At 47.7% G+C, this 23498-nt stretch carries 26 protein-coding genes and 1 pseudogene; all 27 read right to left on the bottom strand.

What is annotated here, in order from left to right; genetic code table 11:
• Positions 1–143 (bottom strand): annotated as a pseudogene (locus tag L5M29_RS17260) (IS4 family transposase); the annotation flags it as partial.
• 108 nt (positions 144–251) lie between these two features.
• Positions 252–464, bottom strand: a complete 213-nt coding sequence (locus tag L5M29_RS17265) for a hypothetical protein (protein ID WP_263169036.1) — start codon at positions 462–464, stop codon at positions 252–254.
• Between the two features lie 25 nt (positions 465–489).
• Positions 490–2250: a hypothetical protein gene (locus L5M29_RS17270; protein WP_263169038.1), complete on the bottom strand. Its 1761-nt coding sequence runs from the start codon at positions 2248–2250 to the stop codon at positions 490–492.
• A complete protein-coding gene (locus L5M29_RS17275) occupies positions 2247–2534 on the bottom strand; it encodes a hypothetical protein (RefSeq protein WP_263169040.1) in 288 nt (95 codons plus the stop codon). Before L5M29_RS17275 ends, L5M29_RS17270 begins: the two co-directional genes overlap by 4 nt.
• Entirely contained in the window at positions 2527–3453 is a 927-nt protein-coding gene (locus tag L5M29_RS17280; RefSeq protein WP_263169042.1) for a hypothetical protein, read from the bottom strand. The genes L5M29_RS17275 and L5M29_RS17280 overlap by 8 nt, the downstream gene beginning before the upstream one ends.
• A gap of 12 nt (positions 3454–3465) precedes the next feature.
• Positions 3466–5904: a hypothetical protein gene (locus L5M29_RS17285; protein ID WP_263169045.1), complete on the bottom strand. Its 2439-nt coding sequence runs from the start codon at positions 5902–5904 to the stop codon at positions 3466–3468.
• 7 nt (positions 5905–5911) lie between these two features.
• On the bottom strand, positions 5912–6283 hold the full coding sequence (locus L5M29_RS17290; RefSeq protein ID WP_259544799.1) for a hypothetical protein: 372 nt from the start codon (positions 6281–6283) through the stop codon (positions 5912–5914).
• A gap of 38 nt (positions 6284–6321) precedes the next feature.
• Entirely contained in the window at positions 6322–10242 is a 3921-nt protein-coding gene (locus L5M29_RS17295) for a tape measure protein (RefSeq protein WP_263169049.1), read from the bottom strand.
• A 92-nt stretch (positions 10243–10334) separates the two neighbouring features.
• On the bottom strand, positions 10335–11057 hold the full coding sequence (locus tag L5M29_RS17300) for a hypothetical protein (protein ID WP_263169051.1): 723 nt from the start codon (positions 11055–11057) through the stop codon (positions 10335–10337).
• A complete protein-coding gene (locus L5M29_RS17305; RefSeq protein WP_263169052.1) occupies positions 11054–11479 on the bottom strand; it encodes a hypothetical protein in 426 nt (141 codons plus the stop codon). The genes L5M29_RS17300 and L5M29_RS17305 overlap by 4 nt, the downstream gene beginning before the upstream one ends.
• 33 nt (positions 11480–11512) lie before the next feature.
• Positions 11513–12070 carry a hypothetical protein gene (locus L5M29_RS17310; RefSeq protein ID WP_263169055.1) on the bottom strand — a complete coding sequence of 186 codons (558 nt, stop codon included), beginning with the start codon at positions 12068–12070 and terminating at the stop codon, positions 11513–11515.
• A gap of 3 nt (positions 12071–12073) precedes the next feature.
• A complete protein-coding gene (locus L5M29_RS17315) occupies positions 12074–12418 on the bottom strand; it encodes a hypothetical protein (protein ID WP_263169058.1) in 345 nt (114 codons plus the stop codon).
• Entirely contained in the window at positions 12411–12734 is a 324-nt protein-coding gene (locus L5M29_RS17320; protein ID WP_263169061.1) for a DUF2190 family protein, read from the bottom strand. The genes L5M29_RS17315 and L5M29_RS17320 overlap by 8 nt, the downstream gene beginning before the upstream one ends.
• An 80-nt stretch (positions 12735–12814) precedes the next feature.
• The gene (locus L5M29_RS17325) at positions 12815–14905 is read right to left on the bottom strand and encodes a ClpP-like prohead protease/major capsid protein fusion protein (RefSeq protein WP_263169065.1); all 2091 of its coding nucleotides are present in this window, start codon (positions 14903–14905) and stop codon (positions 12815–12817) included.
• Entirely contained in the window at positions 14808–16388 is a 1581-nt protein-coding gene (locus L5M29_RS17330) for a phage portal protein (RefSeq protein ID WP_263169067.1), read from the bottom strand. Before L5M29_RS17330 ends, L5M29_RS17325 begins: the two co-directional genes overlap by 98 nt.
• Before the next feature lie 16 nt (positions 16389–16404).
• Positions 16405–16590 carry a hypothetical protein gene (locus tag L5M29_RS17335; RefSeq protein ID WP_263169069.1) on the bottom strand — a complete coding sequence of 62 codons (186 nt, stop codon included), beginning with the start codon at positions 16588–16590 and terminating at the stop codon, positions 16405–16407.
• Positions 16590–16796, bottom strand: coding sequence for a hypothetical protein (locus L5M29_RS17340; protein WP_263169074.1), 207 nt, complete (start codon positions 16794–16796; stop codon positions 16590–16592). Before L5M29_RS17340 ends, L5M29_RS17335 begins: the two co-directional genes overlap by 1 nt.
• Before the next feature lie 29 nt (positions 16797–16825).
• The gene (locus tag L5M29_RS17345) at positions 16826–18823 is read right to left on the bottom strand and encodes a phage terminase large subunit family protein (protein WP_263169076.1); all 1998 of its coding nucleotides are present in this window, start codon (positions 18821–18823) and stop codon (positions 16826–16828) included.
• Positions 18798–19331, bottom strand: a complete 534-nt coding sequence (locus L5M29_RS17350; protein WP_263169078.1) for a terminase small subunit — start codon at positions 19329–19331, stop codon at positions 18798–18800. The genes L5M29_RS17345 and L5M29_RS17350 overlap by 26 nt, the downstream gene beginning before the upstream one ends.
• Complete coding sequence (locus L5M29_RS17355) at positions 19285–19620, bottom strand: phage holin family protein (RefSeq protein WP_259213791.1); 336 nt, start codon at positions 19618–19620, stop codon at positions 19285–19287. Before L5M29_RS17355 ends, L5M29_RS17350 begins: the two co-directional genes overlap by 47 nt.
• Entirely contained in the window at positions 19601–19849 is a 249-nt protein-coding gene (locus L5M29_RS23810) for a hypothetical protein (RefSeq protein ID WP_227257030.1), read from the bottom strand. The genes L5M29_RS17355 and L5M29_RS23810 overlap by 20 nt, the downstream gene beginning before the upstream one ends.
• Entirely contained in the window at positions 19731–20234 is a 504-nt protein-coding gene (locus tag L5M29_RS17360; protein WP_263169081.1) for a hypothetical protein, read from the bottom strand. The genes L5M29_RS23810 and L5M29_RS17360 overlap by 119 nt, the downstream gene beginning before the upstream one ends.
• Positions 20215–20748 carry a lysozyme gene (locus L5M29_RS17365; protein WP_263169083.1) on the bottom strand — a complete coding sequence of 178 codons (534 nt, stop codon included), beginning with the start codon at positions 20746–20748 and terminating at the stop codon, positions 20215–20217. Before L5M29_RS17365 ends, L5M29_RS17360 begins: the two co-directional genes overlap by 20 nt.
• Before the next feature lie 199 nt (positions 20749–20947).
• On the bottom strand, positions 20948–21208 hold the full coding sequence (locus L5M29_RS17370) for a hypothetical protein (RefSeq protein WP_263169085.1): 261 nt from the start codon (positions 21206–21208) through the stop codon (positions 20948–20950).
• Between the two features lie 191 nt (positions 21209–21399).
• Positions 21400–21759, bottom strand: a complete 360-nt coding sequence (locus tag L5M29_RS17375; RefSeq protein WP_263169089.1) for a DUF4406 domain-containing protein — start codon at positions 21757–21759, stop codon at positions 21400–21402.
• A 688-nt stretch (positions 21760–22447) separates the two neighbouring features.
• Complete coding sequence (gene orn, locus L5M29_RS17380) at positions 22448–23068, bottom strand: oligoribonuclease (protein ID WP_263169092.1); 621 nt, start codon at positions 23066–23068, stop codon at positions 22448–22450.
• On the bottom strand, positions 23068–23490 hold the full coding sequence (locus L5M29_RS17385; RefSeq protein ID WP_263169094.1) for a hypothetical protein: 423 nt from the start codon (positions 23488–23490) through the stop codon (positions 23068–23070). The genes orn and L5M29_RS17385 overlap by 1 nt, the downstream gene beginning before the upstream one ends.
• Positions 23491–23498: the final 8 nt, after the last annotated feature.

The following is a 23498-nucleotide window of genomic DNA, read 5'->3' on the forward strand; positions in this document are numbered from 1 at the left end:
AAATTTCGACCTAACTCAGTCAAGGTCAGTGTCTTACATTCAATCAGTGCCTTAGAGGCCAGCATCAAGCTGTTTAATCGTTTTAGGTGAAGTTCTGGGCAGTATTGGTGTAAAGAATGTTGTAGGATATTGGCTTCGCGCATCTTGTTGTCCAAGTGTAGTTTTTGGCGAAACCATTTGATCATGCAACAAGATGCGCTTCCACCCTAATTTGATGATTTATTTGTAAATCATCAGGGGATTCTTCAGCGCTAAACCTCTATCTCAACAAATGGCAAGTCGGGTGCTGTTCCTAGCACCCTGCCGTCTTGTACATAGATATGATCCCCAACCGTTCCTGAGCCAATGGCGCGGATAGTGTGGCCGCTGGCGCTGCTGGCTGTCACAGTGCCATCGGCGTTTACTGAAGCTACAGTCATGATCATCCGTGGCAATACTAACGCTGTTTGAAGTTGTTTAAGCATGATGCCTCGCTGGCTGTTAGCAGGGTTACGCGATTGAGCGGATCACTGTAATGGATTGTTCGATATCGATATCACCGCGATCACTGACGCTGGCGCGGATGCTCCAACTGTCACACGTTCCTTTAAAGACTTCGGCACCTTCACGAATACCAATCAGCATGCCAGGCGTTGCGGGTGGCAAATCAACCATAACGGGCAAGGATAGCGTGACGTTGAGCTTGTCGCCTGTATCAGCTAGTGCATTGGTGCCAGCGATGCGCGCCGCTTGGTTATCTACGATCAACTGAGCGCTAATATCAGCAGCAGGAATATTGCCGGCGCTGCCAGTGCGTTTCACCTTGGCGCTAATCCCCTGTTGTTCACCACGCAACCACACCACATCACACAGCGGATTGCGGGAGACTGACTCACTGTAATTGGTGATCACAGCATCGTGCACTGTTAGGTCAGGTATCGCTGTTGCCATTTCCCACGGCACTGTTGGCCAGCGGGGAATGATAGTCAATTTACGGGTGGCATCATCCGCTAAGATCATGCAGCCCAATTGGCTTGCTGCTTCGTTAATCGCGTCGATCGGTGACTTGTTACCCACGCTGAACGCGCCTGCAGGGACGCTAAAATCTGGTATCCCGCTAAGCTCTGCAGTCCAGCCTGTGTTTTGCAACAGATCAGCGATAATACCGCCAAGGCTGCGCAAGACAGTGTTGGTGTAGCTGATTGGCAAAAGGTAAGGCGATGACAGTTCTGCGGCGCGTGATCGGCCTGTACTGCTGTGGGTTTCAACACCAAAGGCTTTGCTAGCGCTTGGTTGCTCGGCAATGGCATAAAACTCATAACCGTTGATGGTGATCAGCAATAGTTCATTGTGGGCGCGCTGCGCATCGATACGGCTTGAGAACTCAAGGCTAACCGACCTTGCCCACTGCCCACGGCTTTGGCTAATGCTCACACTGGTGATCACAATCGGTAAACTGTCTGATACTCGCACGCATGTGATCGTTGGCTGCATTAAGTAGTACCTGCGGATTTGTGGTTCAATCGGGATTTTAAAATCGATATTGGGTAATGGTGGGTTGGCATCGATAAGGCCGCCGCCATCGTCCCAGTAGCAAACGTTCGGTGAGGCTGTGAACCGTAAAACAATTGGGTTTGGTTGTGTAGATAATGGCTCATTGAATCGAAGCGTGACCTTGCCAACTGGTGGGCGGTACTTGGTAGAGCAAACCCAGCGCGGTTCGTGAAAGCCCCATTTAATCGACTTTTCATCATCGACCACAATGCCACGGTACTGAATAATCAACGCGCTTTCTTGGTCCTGACCGTCTATCAATGCAACTGCAGTGTGCAACTGGTGCGCGGCAATATCCAGCCAATTGATTGAGGGTTGTATTTGATGCTCATCGGGTACAACCCAGTTAACGCTTAATGTAATTTGGTGATCAATTGGCAGCGACCAATTAACGCTGGTGTTTGTTTGGGTATTTAGATTAAATAACCAATTAATTGATAAGACTGAATCGTTTGCAATATTGGATAACCATACTGCATCAAATTTAATCTCATCGGCGTTGTAATTATCCCACGGTGATTCAATTTTAGATTCAATATCACTTGAAAACTCAGCCAACAATAATGATTGTTCAACAGCATCGAGCGTAAACCAACTGAATCCACACTCGATACCAAATGAATTATCAACAACAACTGGTGTGTCAATAAACCTGATTGTTATTGGGCTGACCGCATTTAACCAAGGTGTGTCAAACCGAAGCGTTATTGCTGTCATATCGCGTTCGCATTAATATTTTCAGCACGTACACCATCGACAAATTTGCAATTGTACACATGGTTGTCGTCCAAAATACCAACTAGCAATGTATCGTTCACCGCATGGCTATACGGTACAGTAAATGATGTAACAGGGCTGACCACTTTAAACATGTAGTATAAATCACCTGTATTTCGATGCATCAATACCACCCTTTCAGCATCTATGTCTGTGTCTATAGTAACCCTTGCTTGCATAGCAACAGGTGCTTTAACAACTATATTTACATGTTGTTTAATCATACCATGTACCTGTTTTAACCCACTGTTGGGGTGAGTTATACGATCTCAATAGAACCCATACCACACCAGATTGTGTAATCTCTTTAGGCCAGTTCACAGTCCTATAACCTGCAAATGATGATGTGTATAAACCAGGAACATGCCCTCGGCAAAACGGTGACTCAACACTTGTATTTTGTGCAAGTACACCGTAAATCGGTACAGGTGACATTACATGATTGATCCCCAATAGTTCTGCATCACCATTTGGTGCAGCAGAGTTTTTATAAAAATTTGATTTTTCAAAACTATACATTGTACTGGAAACACTTCCATCAGAGTTATACAACTGTGTTGCCAATGTATTACTATTACTGGTGATACCATCGTTTGAAGTAGAGTCACTATTTGCACCGCTACTGCTTGCAATAGTGAACCTACCTACATCATTAACAACCGATGATTCGATATCACCTATGAAATAAACTTGAGTGTCAAAACCATACCCTTGCAAACCGTTTAAAAGATTGGCTGTATAATGCAATATTAAATAAAATCCTCGACTGGTCCCTATGATCTCCCAACCCTTTGTACTTGAGGCCGATAGTAACCCTCTAGTCCACAATGGTTTTACAAAAGTGTCTATGGATGTCATCGACATTGCACACTTCATCACTATTGTTTTAGATGCAATATTACTACCATCTATCGAATAGAATTTTACATAACCACCACTACCACCATCAGTGATTGAATTACGAAATGCAGCACTGTAAACACCAGCATTTTCAAATTCTAATGTCCAACCGAGTGGGGCTTTATCACCATAACCCTCAACCAACACTTTTTTTAAAATGTTCATCCATTCCGATGGTGTGCCATTAGTTAATTGCGGCGCCCCCGCGTCGGTATAACGATAAACAGTTACTGGTAATCCCATTGCATACCCCTATTAAGATTCGTTGCCACGGAACGCGAGCACTGCCCGGTCAGTGGTTATTTGACTATGACCGCTTTGCACTGTGCGTAATAACATGACGGGTTTACTCGCGGCGTAACTCATAAAACGAATGGCCTCGCCTGCTTGCCAGCCACCACCAAATGCGCCAGAACGAATAATGAAGTACGGCTGCAGAGTTAGCGGGTTGACGGGGGCAAAGTCATTAATCGTATCGCCCGTGGCAATTTGACCAAGGCGACGACCAACACATCTAAATGCTGTTGCTGAGGTGAAGATCAACACCCAATCCTCATTTACTGCAGTGTCGTTGCGTACCTCAATTGGAAAATCGACGGTATTCATGTTGCCAGTTGCGGGTGCACCATCGAGGTCCCAATTGTTAGCCCACGCACTCATATCACGTACCGTGCCAATACGGGCCTGTAAGTCACCCAAATTTTGCACACTCGATACATTGGTACCGATTGGATAAGTTTGGCTTAATGGTGATGCTAGTATTAATGCCTGTGCTTGTACGTCTGTCACTAGCGCAATTTCGCCAATGGTATCGGTCAGAACGAATGGCGCAGTAAAGCCCGTAAAATCGCTATTGAGAGTGACAACACCTGTTGCTTTAACCCATGTGTAATGGGTATTAGCCAGCGTCCAAAGTGATTTACCATCAGCATCGGTAATATCAACAAAGCGCGCATTGGCGCGAGCGTTGTAGGTTTGGGCTGGCGCGGGACTGCTCACCACTTGTAATTCAGTGTGCTGTACAGATACGGTGTTCCACGCAGTAAACGCATTCACCACACCGCCGTTCTTAATCCGTAATGGATTAAGGCCGTATAGTTCGGGTGGTGGTGAAAGTGTGACAGTCTCACTAATGTCATAGCGCAGCGTGGTTAAGTCCACGGCTTGTGCAAAGGTTAACTGCACATTTGAATCCGTGATATTGCCACTAATACCTAAGCCGGTGATCACACCTGCGTTGTCACTTGAGCCCGATAACAGGGTGTCACCTGCAGCGTTGCTAATGGTGACATAAAAGGTGTCATAAATTGGGCTGTCGGTGGCTAACGCAAAGCTGACGGTATTGGCTGAGGAAGTCGATTCCTCAATCAAACAGTCATAATGCACAGTGAAGTCACCACGGGCATCAAGGAACTTAGTGACTGCGCCAGTATGGTAATCAAGCTGTGCCAAACGCACACCACCGCTGACAAAGTTGCCGCTAGATGTTTCTGTCATGCTGACACTGCCATGGGCAGTATTTAAAAATGTCAGCACCATTTTAGTGGTACCGAGTGATATCTTTTTAAAATCAGGGAATGTGGTGGCACTGCTATATAAGCCATATTTTGCAGCGGAGACGTATTCTATTGTCAGCGTGTCTAAACCAGGTATAAGGCTAGAGGTATTCGCTGTGATAGTTGTGCCTGTGACGCTGATATTCCAATAGGAAAAATTTGAGGCCGTCAGGCGCGGCTTAAAACCCAGTACCTCATTAACAAAATCATTATTTAAAATATCAGATACTTCAAAAATATAGGTAAATTGACCATAGATATAAGGCTGTGAAATATTGTTTTTGATAACGGTACTTGGCACATCACCACTGCCACCCTCAACAATACTTTTACCTGTGAGTGGATTAACCGTTTTTACTTTTGGCAGCAATTCCGTTTGAGTCGATTCAACAGCTAAAGTATTCGTTGCTGAGGCGGCAGTGAGTTTGGTTACACCATGATATTTAATCCCGTCATTATCACTGGCGTAGCGTAACTTAGTGCAGCCCGACTCACCGTTGATTGTTATATCGTAGTTAGGTGTGATAAACGGAATGGCAGGTTTAAACTTCACTATGCCAGTGGGACCACCAGTAACCGTTTCTTGAATTTGGCAGAAATGCTCAAACCGTGGGTAAAGTGCACTTTCGGCGCCAGGATACTCAACAGAAATAACTACGGTTTGCCCCTGCAGTAATGTGACGTTCGACCAATACTCAGTACCATTAAATAGATAACTAGATTGCAGATACGACTTAGGAAAGGAATCTTGCCCTTCCAGAAAACCAATTAAGCGATTGCGGATCAACTGGCCAGCACGAACGGATGATTCCAGAATCTCAACCATATCTGTCATGCGGTCAGCATCATCAAGCGTAGCGGCCTCTGCGATCAATAAACTGACTAGATCATCGGTTGGCTTTTGGCTGATAAACACATGACCATCGAGCAAAATCGATGTATCAGGGGTATCGAGTGCAGGGTAACACTTCACAATATCAACCGCTGATTGCGCGTGATCTATGTCTGAAATAGCGCGAAACAATTCGTTAAGCTTGCCAGACTCAACCGCCAGCTTGGTACGTTGTCCACCCGCATCATCGCTTGAGCCCAATTGCTCGGGTTTGAATACTTTTAAATCAGCGCGAGAGATTGCCATAGATAGCCTATAAGGTCAGAAACTTAAGAACCACGTTAGTGAGCTTTTCAAACCCGCCAACTTCGTCAAATAAATCCTCACCCGTAATGGGCGAGCCTGCAGTGTTATCCCAAACCACGTTGTAACTGGCGCCTTCATAGGCCAACGTGAAGGCAGCTAATGTGGTAGCGGCATGGGCTTTTAGTTGTTCAAACTCAGTGCGCAGCATCCATCCCGATTTGGTGCCCAACTCCATGGCAATACCGGCTGGGATAATGGTTTGCTGCACCAATGGCGCGCCGTTTAAGGCGCGCTTCATGTTGGCCGCCACGCGGGGTGTGTTGTCGCGGTTTAGCCACAGCAAATCCACCGCGATATCAATGCTATCGATGGTTGTCATAGGGACCTTTGATTAATTGGAGCGAATAACAGGATTGGCTAACCGCCAACAGATTGCAGACGTTTGATCTCGTTCATCAATTCAGTGACGAGGCTGCGCTTCATTTGAGCGTTAAAGGTGCTATTGCCAACCTGCAGTTGCAGCACTTGCATATCTGAAGTGTTAGCCACAGATTGCGTGCTGGTTTGGGTATTGGCTTGCGTGTTAACGGTAGCGGTTGCTTGAGTTTGAGCCGCAGCCTTAGCCGTTGCAGCACTGGCTTCGGCTTGCTTCTTCGCCTCTGCGGCACTTTGCTTATCGGCTGCTTGCTGGGTTTTAATTTCAGCGGTGCGGAACTCATAAACTTGCTTTAGCGTTCGCTCTGCCTCGTGCAAATCGGCAATAAGCTGCTTATCGCCTGTGCGTTCTGCAGCGGCGAGTTGTTCTTTAAGATCGGCAACTTGTTCTTGATAGCGGCGTTTTTCTATTTCATCTTGACGGCCAAGGTAGCCATCAAGCTCATCCTGCAACGACTTAAGCGTGGACTCGGCACTATCGCGCAGAGAGTCCATGCGCTGTTTGGCGCTGTCCAGTGCGGAAGTGAGCAAAGACATATCTTGATCATTCACCAGATCAAGCGCTTTAGTTGCCCGTGTTGCGCTGTTGATAATACTGAGATTTGCTTTATCAGTATTATCGAGTGCATCCACTAGATTAAGCAGTTCAAGCTTTTGGCGGTAATAGGCACGTTCGGCAATCTTGCCGGCTTTCTCGGTTTCAAGTGCCCAGGTGCGAAGCCCGACAAAATCAACCGTTTTAGCTAACGTGTTATCAAGCTCATAGATAACACCCGTTAAACGTTCTATTTCGTTTTCGACTTGGCCAAGATCACCAAACTCCTTTTTCACGTTCTGCACACCATAAACAATGGTGTTGAAGTAACGCGCAGCGCCATCACTTAATGATTGAACCTTAGTGAATACCGCAGTGCCAATATCAGCAAAATATTGTGCGATATCACCAAGGCCAGAACCCGCATCCTCGGCAGACTTAACAATCGTGTCGAGGGTATTAACCACTGAATCGCCCATATCACTCGCGCTTTTATCGACTTGATTAAAGGCGCGGTTACTATTTTGAGCAAAGCCAGATTGAGCGGTATCAACCTTGGTATATTGATCAACCAACTTACCCAGCTGATCAGTTAGCCCCATTGCAGCCGCTTGCTGTTTTAGCGCAGCGGCGACAGTGCCATTGCTGGATTCACCGTATTTTAATGAGGCTTGTTCAGCCTTAAGCGCAGTTTCAGCATATTTTAAAAACGCTTGGTTTAGCTCATTGGTTGACGCAGTGCCATCCTTAGCGCCTTGTTTAACTTGATCAAATGTCTTTTTAGCCTCGGCAGCTTGGTCACGCAAAACCTTAATTGTGGTGATGCCAGCCTTTGCCATTGCCAATTCGTAATCGTTGGCAGCTGTGGAGGTTTTTTTAATTTCAGTAGATAACTGAGTTTGTGCTTTTGCCAACTCAGCGGCCGTTTTCTTGGCGTTGTCTTGGGCTGTTTTATAGTCCTCAACCGATGCTTCACCAGCAATAAAGGCATCACGCACTTTAGTGAGTTGATCTTGCGCTAGCTGATTTTGCTCGTTGCGAAGATTAAGCGTCGCTGTTGAGAGGGCAGCATTTGAGGCCGCAAGTTGATTTTGCTTATCAAGCTGCGATAACTGCACATCACCGAGGCGCAATGTGGCGTTTTCAAGTTGGATCTGCGCGGCCTCAAGTTCAGCAAGGGTTGCTGTACCTGAGTTTTTTAATGCGGTGTAATGCTCTTTAGCCGCCTGTTCGCGAGCCTTCCATGCATCCACTTCTTTAGTTGCGGCTTCATTGGCTTTTTCGGCCGCTGCCACCGCTTGTTGACTCGCTTCTATCTGTTGTTCAAGTTGGCTTTTAACTGCCGCTTTTACTTTTTCAGCATTATCAACTTGGGTCTGAGTGGTGCCATCCGAGTCTAAACGGATATCAACACCCATTTGTTTAAGTGCAGCTGTCGCATCACGGGCATCTTGCTCGACTTGATCAAGATAAGCCTTAGAGACAGCCTTAAGCGCGTTCGCTTGGGTTTGAAGAGTTTGCGCTAACTCATCACCACCAAACACCCCAATGACCGTCGCCCAACCTTGCAGAATAAGGGCGAACACGCCACTTATTGCGGCGCCAAATGTAGCCACCACAGAGGTAAAAACATTAAACACTAGCCTTATAGAGCCCGCGACAACATTAAGCCCAGTAGCAAAGGCAGTAATGTTTTCCAGCATGCCTTTAAGGCTTGCGCCGCCATCTTTTAAAATGGCTTTGAAAAAGTCGCTAATATCTTGTGCTGCGGCCTTAATCTTGCCGCTTTGATTTAACTGATCAAAACTGGTGTTAATGTCTTTGAGTAAATCAATCGCCACTTGATAGGCGCCAGAATCAGCAATGATCTGCTTGAACGACTCCCACTTATTCGAGAGAAGATTTAACTGACCACTTAACCGATCAAGACTTAATGCCGCTTGACCATTGGCTTGCTTGCCCATTTCGTCAAACAGTTGCTGCATCACTTCACGGCCAAGCTTGCCCGCTTCACTCAGCTTGCCAAGTTGGACCGTGTTTTTACCTGTGACCTTTTCCAGCAAATCCCACACGGGAACGCCGCGTTCTACCAGCTGCAGGATTTCTTCACCTTGCAGCTTTTGCTTGGCCCACGCTTGGCCTGTGGCGAGGATGATGCCTTCTAGCTTTTCTTGGCTGCCGCCTAGCTTAGCGTTGTAATCGACCATCGATTGCAAGGCCCCATTCATGGGGTCAATGCCGAAGGTTTTTAACGAGGCGAAGGCTTGCTTAGCGCTATCGAGCTGAGTACCAGTACGGTTAGCAAAATCCTTAATCCACGCCGTTGCTTGCTCGCCACCTGCAATACTGCCCATCATGGCAGTCATTTGCGCAGTAAAAGAGGCCGCTTTATCGCCTGCGCCGAGAACCGACTTTAAGCTTTCCCATAGTCTGTCTACGCCGATATAAGCGCTAGCCATGGCAAGCAATGAAGCCGTGGCGGCTTTAATGCTACCGCCAAAATCACTCGATGATTTTTTGCTTTCATCAAGCAATTTATTGTGGCGAGCAAGCTTATCGTTTACGCCCTTAATCGCGATTTCAGCGGCGGCTTGCTGGGCCTTTAAGTCTTTGCTGGCATCAGCCAGCTTGTTCATATCAATACCGGCTTTATTCAGCACGGTTTGTTGTTTGTCTAACTCCGCCTTATTGCGGCCAAGGCTAGAGCCGAGTTGATTTAACTCAGTGCGCGCGCCCTTAACCTTAAGCGCATACTCGGCCTTTTTCTGGCCAGCCTGATCAACTTCGCTACTTAATTGCTTAAGCTCAATGCGCTCTTGCTCAAGCTCGGTCGCCAGTTGGTTAGCACTGGTAGCAGTATTTTTATGCGCTGTTTCGAGCTGTTGTAAATCGGCATTCGCGGCAGCAAGGGCTTGCGCTTGGTCTTTACTGGCCTGAGCGCCTTTATCTTGCGTCGCAGTTAAGCGATCAACCTCAGCACGGGCAGCGGCCAGCTGTTCATCGTATTCACTGAGCTTGGCAACGGTTTGGCTGTATTCAGTTTCAAGCTTGCTGGTTGAGGTTGCCGCCTCTTTTTGCGCCTGCTCGAGCTGCTTTAAATTCTGCGCGGCTTGCTTTTGCTCTTTGCTGAATTGTTCAAGCGCGCGCGAGCCATCGATAAAGCCCTTTTCGCCTTTAGTGATGGCGGCGGTGAGATCATCAATCGCCTTAATCGCAGCCTGTTGCTGCTTTAAATCATCTAGGCGTTCGTTTAAGACTTCACTTTGGTTTGCTAACTCTTGCAATGCCTTTTCTGATTTTGCCGCCTCGCTTGAAAACAAGTCGCGGCCTTGGATGATCAGGTTGATTACTTGATCTTTAAAACTCATGGCATCACCGATTGGTAGGAATTAACAAACCAAAATAAAAGCCCACAGCACATGGATCACATGCTGTGGGCTATAGGGAACAATCTTTTGACTTATGCTGCGCTACGGACGAAGAACTTAGACTTACCCGTGGCAACGATTGACGTATCGGCTAATACTCCGCCTTCAATATCGAAGGATCCGAAGTCTTCTCCGATGAGGTCCATGCCTGCGGTAGGGCTTGGGCTCCACTTGAAGAACTTAAGCACCCAAGGTTTACCTGTGGCATCGTTTACGCCATCAATCACCACAGGCACCACGGCACCTGACTCGGTTAATGCTTGCATCGCGTTACCAGCTTTTTTGGTATAAGTCACTTTAAGCGCTTCACCCTCAGTGATATCACCGCTCGATAGCGCACGGATACCGCCTGCACTCACAACGTAGTCGGTATCTTTGACATACGTTGTTGCGGCAGTTGTATCAGTTACAACGGGGTCAACAGTGGTATCAATCATAAAGGCGGTATCGGCTAAGCCGTCCAACACTGCGTTGATGGTTTCAGGTGTAGAAAGCGCACCAGCAGTAAGCACTTCCACCTTGCCACGCAGAGCCATAGCCATGTTGGCATTGCTAAAATCGTTCATGGTGAAAGATAGTTTTACCGATTTTACCTTGGTAATTTCAGCAGCATTACCGCCACCGCCACGGTAGTTTGGTTGGGATTTTGTATCTTGTTCAATGGCAATTTTAACGCCTGAGGCGTTGCCAACATCGCGGCCAGCAACATACACGATGCCTGAGCCGATGTAACTTTCGGTTACTGTTTCACTCATAGTGAGTCTCCAAATTTAACGGTATTAACAAGGGATAGGGTGATAACCGCTAGGCCATGTTTTTCATGGGCTTCGGGCATGATGTACTTGCAGGGCTCAGACTCTTTAAAGCTGATCACCAATGGCAACCAACTGGGTTTCTCGCTATTACGTTCATCTTTATAGAACGCACTGCGAATGGCGCGAACCAAGTTAATGAGATCGGCTGTTGGTTTAGTTGACTTGGTTAGATTGATACCCGCTACCACTTGCAGCACTAGATCATCTTTATATTTATCGATGCCATTTTTGCTATCAAATCCATCGGTATACGGCTGCAAAAAGATAAACTTCTTTTCAGATGCGACCGATTGCACATAAAAACCTTCACGTACAGTTGCGCCGTCAACCAGCGCTAGGCGGTCTAAAATTGCTTGGATCATGGGACTGTCCTTTCGGTATTTATCCTTTAGGCATTAACGATTAGCGTACTGGCCATATTTATTTCGCAGATGAGCAATAATCGGCGGCTCAATATCGTCGCGGATTTTGCTAAAACTGCCTGCCACTGAAGGGCCGTACATCGCTTTTTGTCCTTTAAGCTTGCGCCAACTGTTATCACCTTTCTGGCGTTGGAACATGATTTGATTGCCATTGCGGCCAATCAAGGTAAAGGTGCCTTTAAACCATGTAGGTTGATTGCGCAGCGCACTGATCATGTGACCGTCAGGCCGAGAGCCGCCGTTCTTTCCGGTGCGGGTTAACGCTCTGGCAAAACGGGTTAAAGTGCTGGCACGATAACGAGCGGTGATAAAACCTTTTAAACTGCGTGGGTCAAAACTGACAGACAAATGCTGTTCAATGTAACTGCGGGAACGGAAACCATAACGAGCAAATATGGCATCGACTGCCGCCTTTTCACCAAACTTTACGGCGTCCTCAATTGCCCGATTAATCGCTGGCGCTTGTGCATCACGAATGCGGTTAAGTTCCTTTGTTACCGCCTCCATGCCTTCAATCTTTATGCGTGCCATTGGCTAGGCCTCAAGCGGAATATAGATAAAGGTCACGCTGACCGAATCCATGCTTACCCGTTGGGTGAGGCGTCCTTGCTGGGCGCTAATGCCCTCACCTATCGCAAAATCATCACCAGAATTTACCGCCCCTTCGGATTGTAAAAACTCGGCACGACTGATTAGCTCGGGAATATATTCATTAGACGAGGCCGCAATTTCAGCGCCGTTATCATCCAAACTCACCAGGCGAGTAAATGGCGCTGAACCATCGCTTGGGGTAAAAAGGCACGGATCAGCCAAACGCTGAAACAGCCGCACCATTTTACCCCGCACGCGATCGGCAAAGTGGCTGCCAACGTTAGGCATTGATTTTCACCAAGACGCTGGTAGATGGGTTAGCCGCAGCAGCCCACGCCTTGCCAACTAGGGTATTGTCAGTCGCGGTGGTGGTGATTTCCTTTTCTGCATCATCCCAATACAGAGCAACACCTAAAGCGACCACATCAGTGGATTTTTTAGGCAGCTCAAACACGCCTTCTGCGACACCTTCGCCAGGTGTGTTTGCAGCAATAGCGGCAATGGCTACAACTAACAACATACCGAGCAACACGGCTTCACCACTGGCAACTGCAGCGGTTGGAGTAAAGCTGATGGTCTTGCCATCTTGTACATAATTTTTCATGAGAGTGTTCCTGCTTAAAAACAAAACTGAATAAAAAAGGGCTATCGTTTGATAGCCCATTTATGTCGGTTTAGCGCTGTTTACACGCCTGTTGATTTCACCAAGCCACGGTAATCAAGTGGCGCCACACCCGCATCGATACGCACTTTGGTGGCTACGCCGTCGATAGTGAAGCCTTGTTGCTGCTCAATGTAAGGCGTGTCGATACCATCAAGATAAGCCACCTCAATGGTGTCACGGCCTTGACCTGCGGCCAAGAACCATTGCACTGCGCTGCTATCGTCTAAGCGTGGTTCGGCGATCACTTCGGCAAAGTTTTGGATGGGGTTAGCGATACCAGCGTTAACATCCGCACCTTTGACTGAACTCGACTTGATGATCTGGTTCATGGTGGTTTCAAGCGCTACAGGGCATAGCACAAATTCAGGGCGAATGTTGAGGCTGCGATTACCCGATTTTTGCTTACGCATTAACATGCGGTTGGCATCGAGCGCAGCGACACTAGGTACACCTGCACCTAAGTTGCCATGTTCAGCGTGGAACAATGCTTTACCATCGCTCATTTTAGGGTTTTGCGTTAGCACAGCATAAACCAAGTCGCCAATGGTGCCCTTGGCGGCAAAGCCCATCTTCATTGGGATATCAGTCAACATCGACATATCGTCGTTGATGATGGCTTGGCGGGTAATGCTGAACAACTCGCCGTAAGTTGCCAATGCGATTTGTTGCGCATGGTCGCCAACGGTGACGTATTTATACTCAGCCCCTTCGCGCACTTGGCGCAGACTATTAAAGTCGCCAAGGCCAACACGCTGGGCGATTTTAAAGTCGCCTAAAATACCTTTTTTGGTCCAGCGCTCGAATGTTTCTTCGGCGGTTTCCCATCCCATTAATACTGACTTATTCGCTACATCTAACAGAATGTTGCCAAAGTCGCTTGAACTATGGGTAAAGGCTAGACCGACCATCTCCATTTTGTTGAGTCCAGCGCAGCCAATACCGCGATCTAGCAGTGATGCGCGCGCTAACTCAAGCATTCCGTAGCTTGAATAGTGGTTGCTCGCTTCGGCTTTCGTGTGGCCTGAACGCGACATTAACTGAGCGCGGATCGAGTCACCAACGATATTACCGTTACCCGAGTGGATAATAGTACGGTTTGGCATGGTCGCCGCTGGTGTGGTGTTTTCGCCCAACTTTGCCAAAATGCGGTCTTTGGCAATTTCAGCATTGATGTTGGCATCCGCTAAACACTCATTCTTCAGATCAGCCAATTGCGGGAACGCAGCGAACGCAGCATTAATGCCGGTCATACGCTGAGTATTAAACGCAATCGCAGCCGCTTGAATGGTTGCTGCATCAGGTTGAGCAACTGGCACTGTAGTTGGTGTTGGAACCTGAGCACTTGGCGCAGGCGCTGGTTGTGGTGCAGGCGAAGGAATGTTTCCCTTGGGTGCAAACAGGTTTTTTAGATGTTCAGGCATATTGGTAAAATCCTTAAGACGTTTTGAATTAAGTGATGCCGCCATTTGCAGCGGATCGGTTAGTGTGTTGGCAAAACCTTTTTCCACTGCTTCGCGGCCTGTTAACCATGTTTCAGCGGCTAATAAGGCGTGAAGTTCATCTTCGGGTAAGCCTGTTTTTTGTTGATAAGCCCCGACTAAGTTACCTTCCACTTTGTCGAGTAAATCGGCGTATTTGCGCATATCATCCGCATCACCGAGGGTTCCGCCCCAAGGTTTATGGATCATCATCATGGCGTTTTCAGGAATGATGATTTCATCAAAGGCCATGGCAATTACACTGGCCATCGAGGCGGCAAGACCATCGATGTAGCAAATCTTGTTCGCTGGGTGGCCCTTTATCATGTTGTAAATCGCCATGCCTTCGAATACATCGCCGCCAGGCGAATGAATACGGGCGGTAATGGTGCCCACTTTGCCTAGCGCTTGTAGATCACGGGCAAACTGTTTGGCTGTAATACCCCAGCCGCCAATCTCGTCGTAAATCATCAACTCGGCATTGCCGTTTTGCGCCTTGAGGCTATACCAGCTTTTGCTTGGGTGAGACTCGTTGTTAATCTGGCTCAGCGTTGCGGCGGGCGCGGTCAGCGCTCCGCTTGGCAGCATTGCGCTTAGCGCTGCTGCCGCTATTGCTATCTTGGTTTTCTTCACTGGTTTGTTCTCCAAGTGTCGGGTCGGGGTCATTGGCCGTGACCATTTGGTTTTGGCGGTTGTATTCCACCTCGCGTTTACGCTGGCGTTTCACTTCCGCAGGATTACGGCCACGGGCTCGCGCCCACTCGGCCTCGGTAGCAGCGTTGCCGGCTATCATCATTTCCCAGCCTTCGGCCTCTTTACGTGGATCAATCCATGGCATGGTGGGGCCGTAGTACACGGCATCAAACAAGGTGCGGATGTCGAGATCAGGCGGCAACACTAATGGGTCCTGCTTGTTGAGCATTTCCATTTTTAAGAAGTTGCGGAACACAGGCCGCGACCAGCCAGCACAAAACCATTGCTGCATAATGCGGTTCGATTCGTCTTGCTCAACTAACTCTTGGCGCTGGCTTGAATAACTGCCTTTGTAGTCACGGGAAATACTGGAATAACTGCCACGGCTTCCCGCTGCTGCAGCTTTTAATTGGCCGTTACGAAATTCAACTAAGTGCACATTAGGGCGGTTTGATTCAATCATCCCGACATCTTCACCGGGCTTTAAATCGTCGAAGGTCATGCCAGGTGCAATAGGGATTTCGCGGCTTGACGATTCACCGCTTTGGTCAGGTTGAAACATAGTTGCATCGCCGCGTTTGATGTAGAACGCCAGCGCGGCGGCAATCCTTGCGGCTACGCGCTCGGATTCTTCATAGTCTTTAATGTCACCAAGGCGGGTTAAAATGCCATGGAATAACGACACGCCGCGCAGCTGGTGCAGGCGTTTGAACAAGCCTAAGTGCATCATGCTCGATGCGGGTACCGCTTTAGTTTTGTAGCGAAAGCCAACCTGATCCGCTGGGTGATCAAGCAATACGTGATAGTTAACTACTTGGCCCCAGCCGTTCACCTCAAGCCCTTGCCGAACCCGCTTTGCTGGTTCGTTTAACTCGTAGGGGATAAAGTCGGCTTCTAACGCTTCAATACTGTATTGAGTGCCTTGCTCATTTGGGTGGCCGAACTTCGACACTTTACCCATCACATGCTGGCCGAACACATCACCATCACGCAGGGCGCTACGTAACACCAAACGCTCTAATTCAGGGCGGCTAAAGCGGCCCGTCACATCACACTTAAGCGACCATGCACCGAAACGGCGTTGAATATCGTTGGCTAAGTCATCAAGGATTTCACCGCTAATACTGCGCGGCTGCGGTTCAACCACAATCCCTTGGGCACCGATTACCCGTTCTTCCATCCGGTCGAGAATGCCGATACTGAGATCATGATTTTCGTCTAACCAGCGCGCTTGCTCACGCAGGCTTTTACCTGCTGCAAATACCGCTTGGTTAGCCCCGCGACTTTCCTTTTTAGCGCGATGCGTGCGGCTTGGGCTGGCGGCTTCATACCCTTTCAGGTTGCGGTAGCTCATTGCGGCCGCTTCACGCTGTAATGCTAAACGCGGGGCAAATATCGCCAGCGCATCATTGATAATGCTCATTTAAGCCCCTAGTTAATTAATTGAAGAATAACTTTTGAATAATCGACCACTGATAAAGTTGAAGCGGAATAGCAATTCCACCACAGAAGAAAAAAGCGCCCATCCTTAAAGCCTCATACCAACTTTCGCTATAATCGATAATCCTACATGGCGGAGGAACTGGCGGCGGTGGTGGATTCCGTTTATCAATGACTTTTTTCATTAGCTAAAACTCGCTAACTTGACGCCGCCCTGTGGGCGGCTAAAGCCATTTAAACGGCGCTCCCACTCAAGCCGACCTTTGCGGATTTCGCCTAGGTCCTCTGTGGTCATCGTCTTGCCGTTGATCGTGGTTTGCTTGCCTGCCAACACATCAAGCTCAGCCTGAAAGTACGCATCGATCATCTGTTGGCATTGGGTTTTGGTCATGCTGTTATCCTTGGCTTTATTGGCATTAACTACAGCCAACCGCCAGAACTGCCACCACCGCCACCGTTTAGGTAAGCAGCATTTGCATTGGCCTGTTTTACGGCTTTGGGTTTAGGTTCTTTGGGTTGGTCGCTTGATATGGCGATCGGGGTAACTTGTGAAAGTTTGTCGAGGTTGATGCCGAATTTTTCTATCGCGATATACAGCGCGGCTAAGGCGTAAACGAAACAATCTAGCGCTTCGTTGCGGCGATTCCCCGAATCCCAACGGTAAACAATGCGACCACCTACCCGCTTAGGAATTTTGCGTTCGGTGGTGAGCTGTCGCAGCTCAACGTCATCACATACCGCTTCGTTTAACGGGAAGTGAATCGCACCAGGTTTGCGCACATCCACATCAGGGGCAATTCGCAACATCGACATCAACAGCTCTTTGGCGTTGTCGGTGCCGACCTCCGTTAAGTACACGCCTTTGGCGGTTCGCTTGCGGGGGAAGTTGGCGATCGGCTTGCCGTAAACGTTGGCACCTTTAATGGGTATCACCCGCATCAGTCCAAGCTTTTTACTCATACTGTAGACTTCATCGGTATAGTTACCGCCTGAGTCCCAACATGTTGTACCGATATTAAGTATTACCCCATCGGCACGGGCATAGCTTTTAGCAATACGCTCAGCCACTTTGTCTGTTAATACTTGGCTTGCAGGTTCACCATATAAAATAAATCGGTCAATTAATGCCGCCTCTTTACCCGCGCCCCAGCCCCAAATGCGGCCTTCATAACGGTCGTCTTGGGTGTCGATACCGCAAGTTAAATACACCACCCAGTTAGGCACTTTGCCACTCGGGTACATTTCGCGGCGCTTAGCTAAATCTTCCCACTCTAAACGCTCGCCGTTGTCGTTATCCCACGGTTGGCCTAGCTTAGTGTTGACGAAAGTCTGCAGCTTTTCTTTATCGCCTTTGGCTTTAAAGAACTCAGTAACCAGTTTCGCCCAGCTGTTGAGCGAGTTATAGGCCGACCAGATATGAATCGAGATATTGGGTGGTGTGGTGATGTCGTTTCCGTCGGCATCATAAAAATCTAAAAAGTCGCCGGTGCGGATGCCGGTGTTTTCGCATATCCAAACCGCGCTTGGGTGCAGCTCCATATCGTCGAGCTGATTGTTTTCGATGCAGCAACCACAGTGCTCGCATAGGTAATATGCGGTGCTTGGGTCATGCTCGCCCTTCTCATTCTTGCGCCACTTAATACCAAATGGTTCTTCGGGGCCGCCCCACTTTAAATCCTGCAGTTCTTCGCAGTGTGGGCAAGGCAAGTTGAACCTAAAATAGTGCGGTGATTCGCTGCAGGCTTTTTCAATCTGGCAGGTACCGAGCACTTTAGGCGTTGAACCGCGAATCGACTTAGGAAACATCGACAGTTCGATACGAGTATCACCGAGCGATGTGGCGTTACCTTCGTGCTCGATGGATTCATCAAAACCCGCTAACTCATCGTAGATCACATCATCGGTGGAGATTTCTCGATAGTTCGCTGCAGCGGTACCACCGCGCACCATCAGCGTTTTGCCGTTGGTGAAAATCTTATCTTCTAGCGTGCTGTCTTTATGTTTGCGCCCCATCCAAGGTGCAAGCAATCGCCAAACAGGGATATCACGAATCGCCGTTTCAACGTGCTTTTTCATGAAGGTTTTGGCTTGACCATCACGAGGTTGATAGATCAACACGTTGCGCTTTTTGTGCTCAATCTTGTAAGCAGCGTTAGCCATCAGCATTTTGGTGTAACCGACACGCGCTGACTTCATTAAGTTAAGCGTGCTGATTTGGTCGTTACCCATGGCATTAAGAATGCCAATTTGAAACGGTAAACTTTCCCACTTGCCCTCGGTGTAAGAGGACTCCGACGACATGTAAAAGTGCTCGTCGGCGTACTGTGAACAGGTGAGCATGGGTGGGCGATAGAACGAACGCAGCCCAGCAGAAACGGCGGCTTTCAGATTTTTAATCTGCGCTGCCGATATACTCATCTAATAAACCCTCAATGCCCTCCGCAAGATCGGCGGCGGTGTTTTGGCTTTTAATCACCTCCGCTTTGATAGCGTCGATTGTGCGTTCTGGAATGTCGGGGAATTTGCGTTTTACCCGTATATGTATTTGATCAAGCACTGGGGCAATTTGCGCAGCAATGCGATTTAGCACAAAGGTGGCAAAGAGCACTTCGACCACTTCTTTACGATCTTTTTCGTTTTTAAGCTCTTGGCCGTCGGCTTGTGCTCGAGTTAAGCGCCAGCGTTCGAAGTCGATATCAGGCTTATCGGGATCATCTTCATCGGGCTTAGTGATGGTTTTTTTGCGCTCGTTGGCAACTCTGTTACCCACCACATCGGCCATCTTGTATAAACACACACGACCGCGCTTGCTGTGCACTGGCACGTCCCACTTATCAAACGCTTGGGTGCTGATCTCAAGGCTTTTGCATAAGTCGGTTTTACTCAGTAGAACAGGCTCGGGTGGTGATGGTTGAATGCGGGCCATTAGGATGCTCCACTTGTTTTAGCAGGGCGGCTTTCAGTTGCATGTCGGCGGCGTGAAGTTCTTGTTTGCGCTTTTCGTCTTTTAGTTCTTGGCGACACTCGCGGCGACGACGGGATTCTTGATAAGCCATGTTCCCCAAATACGTGAGGAAGGCGAGCAATACGCCAACGAGGATCGCCACATCATTCATAGTAAAAGCACCTCCCAATGTGCTCATTAGTGACGATATATACGCGCTGAACGTGAGCCCTTTTTGGGTGGCAACATCATTAATGTATGGATTGTTCATGCTGTTTTTCCGTTCGCCATGTTTCGATGTTATGCAAATCGGTATCGCATTTGGTGATCACGGCTAAGAGTTGAATGATGCAATCGGGCAGATCGGCATTAGCATCTGAACTACATTCGGCTGGCAGGCACTGGCTCATTAATGATTGCGGCGGTAACACATATTGGGTCTGTTTGGTGACTACGGTACGCGCAATAGGCGGCGTGCTTGAGCAGCCGCTTAACATCATCAGGCACAGCAGTATTAGCCCAACTTCGGGTTTGTTCATTGGCTGAGGTCCTTAGTTTTTTAATGGCTTCTCGCTGATCAGCAAGTTGGCGATCAATCTCGGCCTTGGCTTTAGCGGCTTTGTCATTGAGTGCTAAGGCAAAGGCGTGATCCTTAGCAAGCCTGTCACGCTCGATGGCCTGCGCTTGCAGTTCATCGGTTACAGCCGTTAGATCATCTTGCAGCATTCGCTGGTTAACGGTGGCCGTTTCAATCTGCGAGTTTTTTAACGCGAGATCAGCTTTAACGGCGGTAAGGCTAAGGCCAAGTAGCGTTATCACTATGATGAGCGCTGCGATTAAATACAGGTGCAGCGAGCCAGTGGCATTAATGATTTTGTTCCACATATAAATCCTTTAAGCAGATTTTACGTTCTTCTTTGCGGCGTTCGACTAAGCCAGGCAACTTGATATCAGCGGCATAGACAAAACCATTACAGCCGTGTTTACCGCATGCATCGGTGAGCTGGTGACAAGCGGGCACCCGTTCACCGCGCAGTAACAGCTTGCGCAAGGTGGAGGTTTGAAAGTTACCCGCACCAAAGTTGTAAATCAGACTGAGGTAAGCGGCGTGCTCGCCTTCGGTAAGTTGCACCGGATACGTTAGCCGCCGCAACTGGCGATCAGCTTTGCCTAAATCCTTGGCGAACATTTCAATGCATTGCTGCTCGCTAAAAAACTGGTTTAGCTCAAGCTCGGTGCCAGTGTGCCCAAAGCAAGCGGTGATAATATCCACCGGATCCAGATAGGTATGCAGAATGGGCTCGCCGTTCGGCGCTTCGGCGGGGGCAATCAAATTAGCCCCCGCCAGCGCGACAGCAGAAGAAAGCCCCAGTGCCATGAGCTTTTGCTTTAATGACATAGGTCAGTCTCCTTTAAAATGAGGTTAGCCTTAGCGCGGCCAACGGTTAGGTCAACGGTGAGGTAGCCGCCTCTAACAGCTGATGTTTTTAGTGTCTTTCAACGTCCGAGGCGGCAATGTCGAACACCACGGCAACACATACCCACCACGACCACCATTGCAGTGGCCGCTTTTTTTTTCAGCGGGGGTTGGCTAATGTTTAGCTTGGGTTGGCAAATGTTAAGGAATTAACTGTATCTATTGTTTTTCCTGCAATGTTTTCAACATAGCAAGTTTGATAATGCTGTTCTTCGTTTGATACGTTGTAACAAACTCCAAGATTTTGAACTGCTGAATCATGTACGATGATTTCTGTAGTGCCGTTACTACGCTTATATTTTTCATATGACTTTGCAGAAACAACAGCAGAAGATTCTGCACCATCATCAAAAGGCACTTTATAAAATTTGAGTGTAAACATAGTGAGTTCCTAAGTAGTTAATTGAGTAAGTAAGTTAGGTAAGTATTAGTACGCTACTGATGCATTAACGGGGCGCGAACCCGAACTACGTCATGCCGTTACCAATCCCAAAATTGGCTCGACCACCTTTCGCTGACTGCGTTGCAATGCGAACTCTCTTTTGCGGTTACACCTGTGAGAAATCAGGCGGCTTAGTAATGGTCCTCGCCATTACCACGCAAACCAATCAGCGCTACTTCATGATCAATCCCCTCTTGAAAGACAATCTCTAAGTTCAGTTTTTTAGCTAACGCATACTCCGCTTTGGCACCGTCTGAACTAGCCCAGTTGTCGAGCAAATAGATTCGGTCGCAACACATCAACATCGGCAAACAAATCGACATGTATTCGGGCTCGGTTAAACCTTCAGGCAGCGTTGCTGGATTTAACACCACATGCCCAAGCGCACGCTGAACATCGGCAGCCAAATGAAACTCAGGGCGATTGCAATCAATCAACCCAGACATAGGGCCAGCGATATAAACCTTTTTGCGCAAAGAGACACGAGCCATAAATACACCAAATAAAAAGGGCTCCAAACGGAGCCCTTTGAGCGGGAGAGAGTGCGACCTAGAAACGAAGCTTTACCAAGCGTATACAAATGTACTCGATTTTAAGGGCCTTGAAAGCGCCAAAAGTGTCGCTAAAAGCGACAAAAGTGTCGCTGACAAATTTGTAAAGGTGTGATAAGTGAAAACTTAATCACATGAATTTTATTGATTTACTTATCACTTAACTGATTTGAGTGATAAAAGCATTTAGCCTGAATTTATATTTTACTTATCACTTAACTGATTTAGCTATTTACAGCGGTAGGCAACACGAACCATGAGAACCATATTCCCAACGCCAAGAAAATGGTCATCACGCAAAAAATTCAGATAATGGGAAACTGGATGATCTGAAGATCAAAAAACGATCTGACAAAGTTGTTATATTCGGCGGCAAAAATGACCATCAAAAATGACTAAATACTAACTTAATAAAATTAATATAAATCAAAATGATAGGTTAATTTTTTGTTGCTTGAATTTCTTTGTCTTTTAGGTGGCTCATAAAACAACAACCAACCACCCCAAAATTTTCATATGTAGTGAAGCACTGCAAGTCACTGCCCCCGCAGTGAAGGCGGCCGGAAGGACCCGTGATGATAACAGGTCGCATCTAGCCGCGATGGTAATCGTTCTCACTTGGATTGAGTCACAACCAACCGCTCGATGAAGCTGAAGGCTTACAACCAAACAACTCGTTGCGATAGTACTTGAGTTCTGCTATCGACTCCCGAATGTCAGCAAGGGCTTCATGCTGATACTGCTTAGCCTCAACAGCCTTACGCTCTACCTCAGGCGCCCAAGCTCTGGCTGCGAGCCCTAGAGCCGATATGTCTAACTGTCTGTAATGCATATACTCATGAAGCTCAGGCATTTGACACATGATAAACGAACGATCAAACATGATTGAGTTACCCGCAAACACCACGCCAGTCTTAGCTTTGCGGTCATGCTTAGGTATTCCTAGTGCTTTCAGGTGTTCGATCACCATCTGTTCAGCCTGCGCTAACGATACTGATGAGGCACGAACAGCATCTAACAACCCACTCTTGGTATGCACATCTAACGCCCACTCGTGTGACCTTGCAATACTCTCATCGTCTTGATGTATAACGATGTGCAGCGCTTCACCCACTTGATTTAACTCACTATCAGTCACGATGAAGGCAGCCTCAAAGATAGGGTAATACTCCATACCAAGCATCCCATTGTCTAAGCGTCCGTTAAGCCCACCTGTTTCTAAATCACCAAACAAAAAGAATTGATTCATCAATCACCTCGCTTAATTCTAAAATTATGGAATTCGAAACTAAATCGCTCAGGTTGATGATCAACACCAATAACACACTCAACCCCACTAAAATCGTCCTCTATCCGCTTTATCAATTTGGCTTTGTCATCAATAGCTTTCTTATATAAATCTTCAATCAGTGTGTGGTCGAATATAGCCCTTCCTTTAGCACGCGCGAGTTTGACAGCATGATCATTCCATACTGCGCACTCAACACCATCAACGCCATCTGCTTTAAGACGACGCTTAAACCATTGGCTCATTTCGTAATTAGCAAAGTAAACCCGATCACCTGGCTTTAATGTTTTAATCAAAGCCGTTGTTCTTCCTGAACGCCTAGCACAATTAAAATAGATTTCAGCCGCTGCTTTCACCGCACTACCAATACCAAATATATCCATCACTCACC

This window comes from Shewanella sp. SM95, assembly GCF_025653595.1.
Classification (GTDB): domain Bacteria; phylum Pseudomonadota; class Gammaproteobacteria; order Enterobacterales; family Shewanellaceae; genus Shewanella; species Shewanella oncorhynchi.

What these genes read in the sequence shown, in the direction of transcription:
- L5M29_RS17285 (WP_263169045.1), bottom strand. Translation starts at nt 5,904, where the DNA reads ATGGCAATCTCTCGCGCTGATTTAAAAGTATTCAAACCCGAGCAATTG.
- L5M29_RS17265 (WP_263169036.1), bottom strand. Translation starts at nt 464, where the DNA reads ATGCTTAAACAACTTCAAACAGCGTTAGTATTGCCACGGATGATCATG.
- L5M29_RS17300 (WP_263169051.1), bottom strand. Translation starts at nt 11,057, where the DNA reads ATGAGTGAAACAGTAACCGAAAGTTACATCGGCTCAGGCATCGTGTAT.
- L5M29_RS17370 (WP_263169085.1), bottom strand. Translation starts at nt 21,208, where the DNA reads ATGTTTACACTCAAATTTTATAAAGTGCCTTTTGATGATGGTGCAGAA.
- L5M29_RS17330 (WP_263169067.1), bottom strand. Translation starts at nt 16,388, where the DNA reads ATGAGCATTATCAATGATGCGCTGGCGATATTTGCCCCGCGTTTAGCA.
- L5M29_RS17310 (WP_263169055.1), bottom strand. Translation starts at nt 12,070, where the DNA reads ATGGCACGCATAAAGATTGAAGGCATGGAGGCGGTAACAAAGGAACTT.
- L5M29_RS17345 (WP_263169076.1), bottom strand. Translation starts at nt 18,823, where the DNA reads ATGAGTATATCGGCAGCGCAGATTAAAAATCTGAAAGCCGCCGTTTCT.
- L5M29_RS17375 (WP_263169089.1), bottom strand. Translation starts at nt 21,759, where the DNA reads ATGGCTCGTGTCTCTTTGCGCAAAAAGGTTTATATCGCTGGCCCTATG.
- L5M29_RS17290 (WP_259544799.1), bottom strand. Translation starts at nt 6,283, where the DNA reads ATGACAACCATCGATAGCATTGATATCGCGGTGGATTTGCTGTGGCTA.
- L5M29_RS17365 (WP_263169083.1), bottom strand. Translation starts at nt 20,748, where the DNA reads ATGTCATTAAAGCAAAAGCTCATGGCACTGGGGCTTTCTTCTGCTGTC.
- L5M29_RS17385 (WP_263169094.1), bottom strand. Translation starts at nt 23,490, where the DNA reads ATGGATATATTTGGTATTGGTAGTGCGGTGAAAGCAGCGGCTGAAATC.
- L5M29_RS23810 (WP_227257030.1), bottom strand. Translation starts at nt 19,849, where the DNA reads ATGATGTTAAGCGGCTGCTCAAGCACGCCGCCTATTGCGCGTACCGTA.
- orn (WP_263169092.1), bottom strand. Translation starts at nt 23,068, where the DNA reads ATGAATCAATTCTTTTTGTTTGGTGATTTAGAAACAGGTGGGCTTAAC.
- L5M29_RS17355 (WP_259213791.1), bottom strand. Translation starts at nt 19,620, where the DNA reads ATGAACAATCCATACATTAATGATGTTGCCACCCAAAAAGGGCTCACG.
- L5M29_RS17315 (WP_263169058.1), bottom strand. Translation starts at nt 12,418, where the DNA reads ATGCCTAACGTTGGCAGCCACTTTGCCGATCGCGTGCGGGGTAAAATG.
- L5M29_RS17320 (WP_263169061.1), bottom strand. Translation starts at nt 12,734, where the DNA reads ATGAAAAATTATGTACAAGATGGCAAGACCATCAGCTTTACTCCAACC.
- L5M29_RS17360 (WP_263169081.1), bottom strand. Translation starts at nt 20,234, where the DNA reads ATGTGGAACAAAATCATTAATGCCACTGGCTCGCTGCACCTGTATTTA.
- L5M29_RS17335 (WP_263169069.1), bottom strand. Translation starts at nt 16,590, where the DNA reads ATGAAAAAAGTCATTGATAAACGGAATCCACCACCGCCGCCAGTTCCT.
- L5M29_RS17340 (WP_263169074.1), bottom strand. Translation starts at nt 16,796, where the DNA reads ATGACCAAAACCCAATGCCAACAGATGATCGATGCGTACTTTCAGGCT.
- L5M29_RS17295 (WP_263169049.1), bottom strand. Translation starts at nt 10,242, where the DNA reads ATGAGTTTTAAAGATCAAGTAATCAACCTGATCATCCAAGGCCGCGAC.
- L5M29_RS17270 (WP_263169038.1), bottom strand. Translation starts at nt 2,250, where the DNA reads ATGACAGCAATAACGCTTCGGTTTGACACACCTTGGTTAAATGCGGTC.
- L5M29_RS17280 (WP_263169042.1), bottom strand. Translation starts at nt 3,453, where the DNA reads ATGGGATTACCAGTAACTGTTTATCGTTATACCGACGCGGGGGCGCCG.
- L5M29_RS17350 (WP_263169078.1), bottom strand. Translation starts at nt 19,331, where the DNA reads ATGGCCCGCATTCAACCATCACCACCCGAGCCTGTTCTACTGAGTAAA.
- L5M29_RS17275 (WP_263169040.1), bottom strand. Translation starts at nt 2,534, where the DNA reads ATGATTAAACAACATGTAAATATAGTTGTTAAAGCACCTGTTGCTATG.
- L5M29_RS17305 (WP_263169052.1), bottom strand. Translation starts at nt 11,479, where the DNA reads ATGATCCAAGCAATTTTAGACCGCCTAGCGCTGGTTGACGGCGCAACT.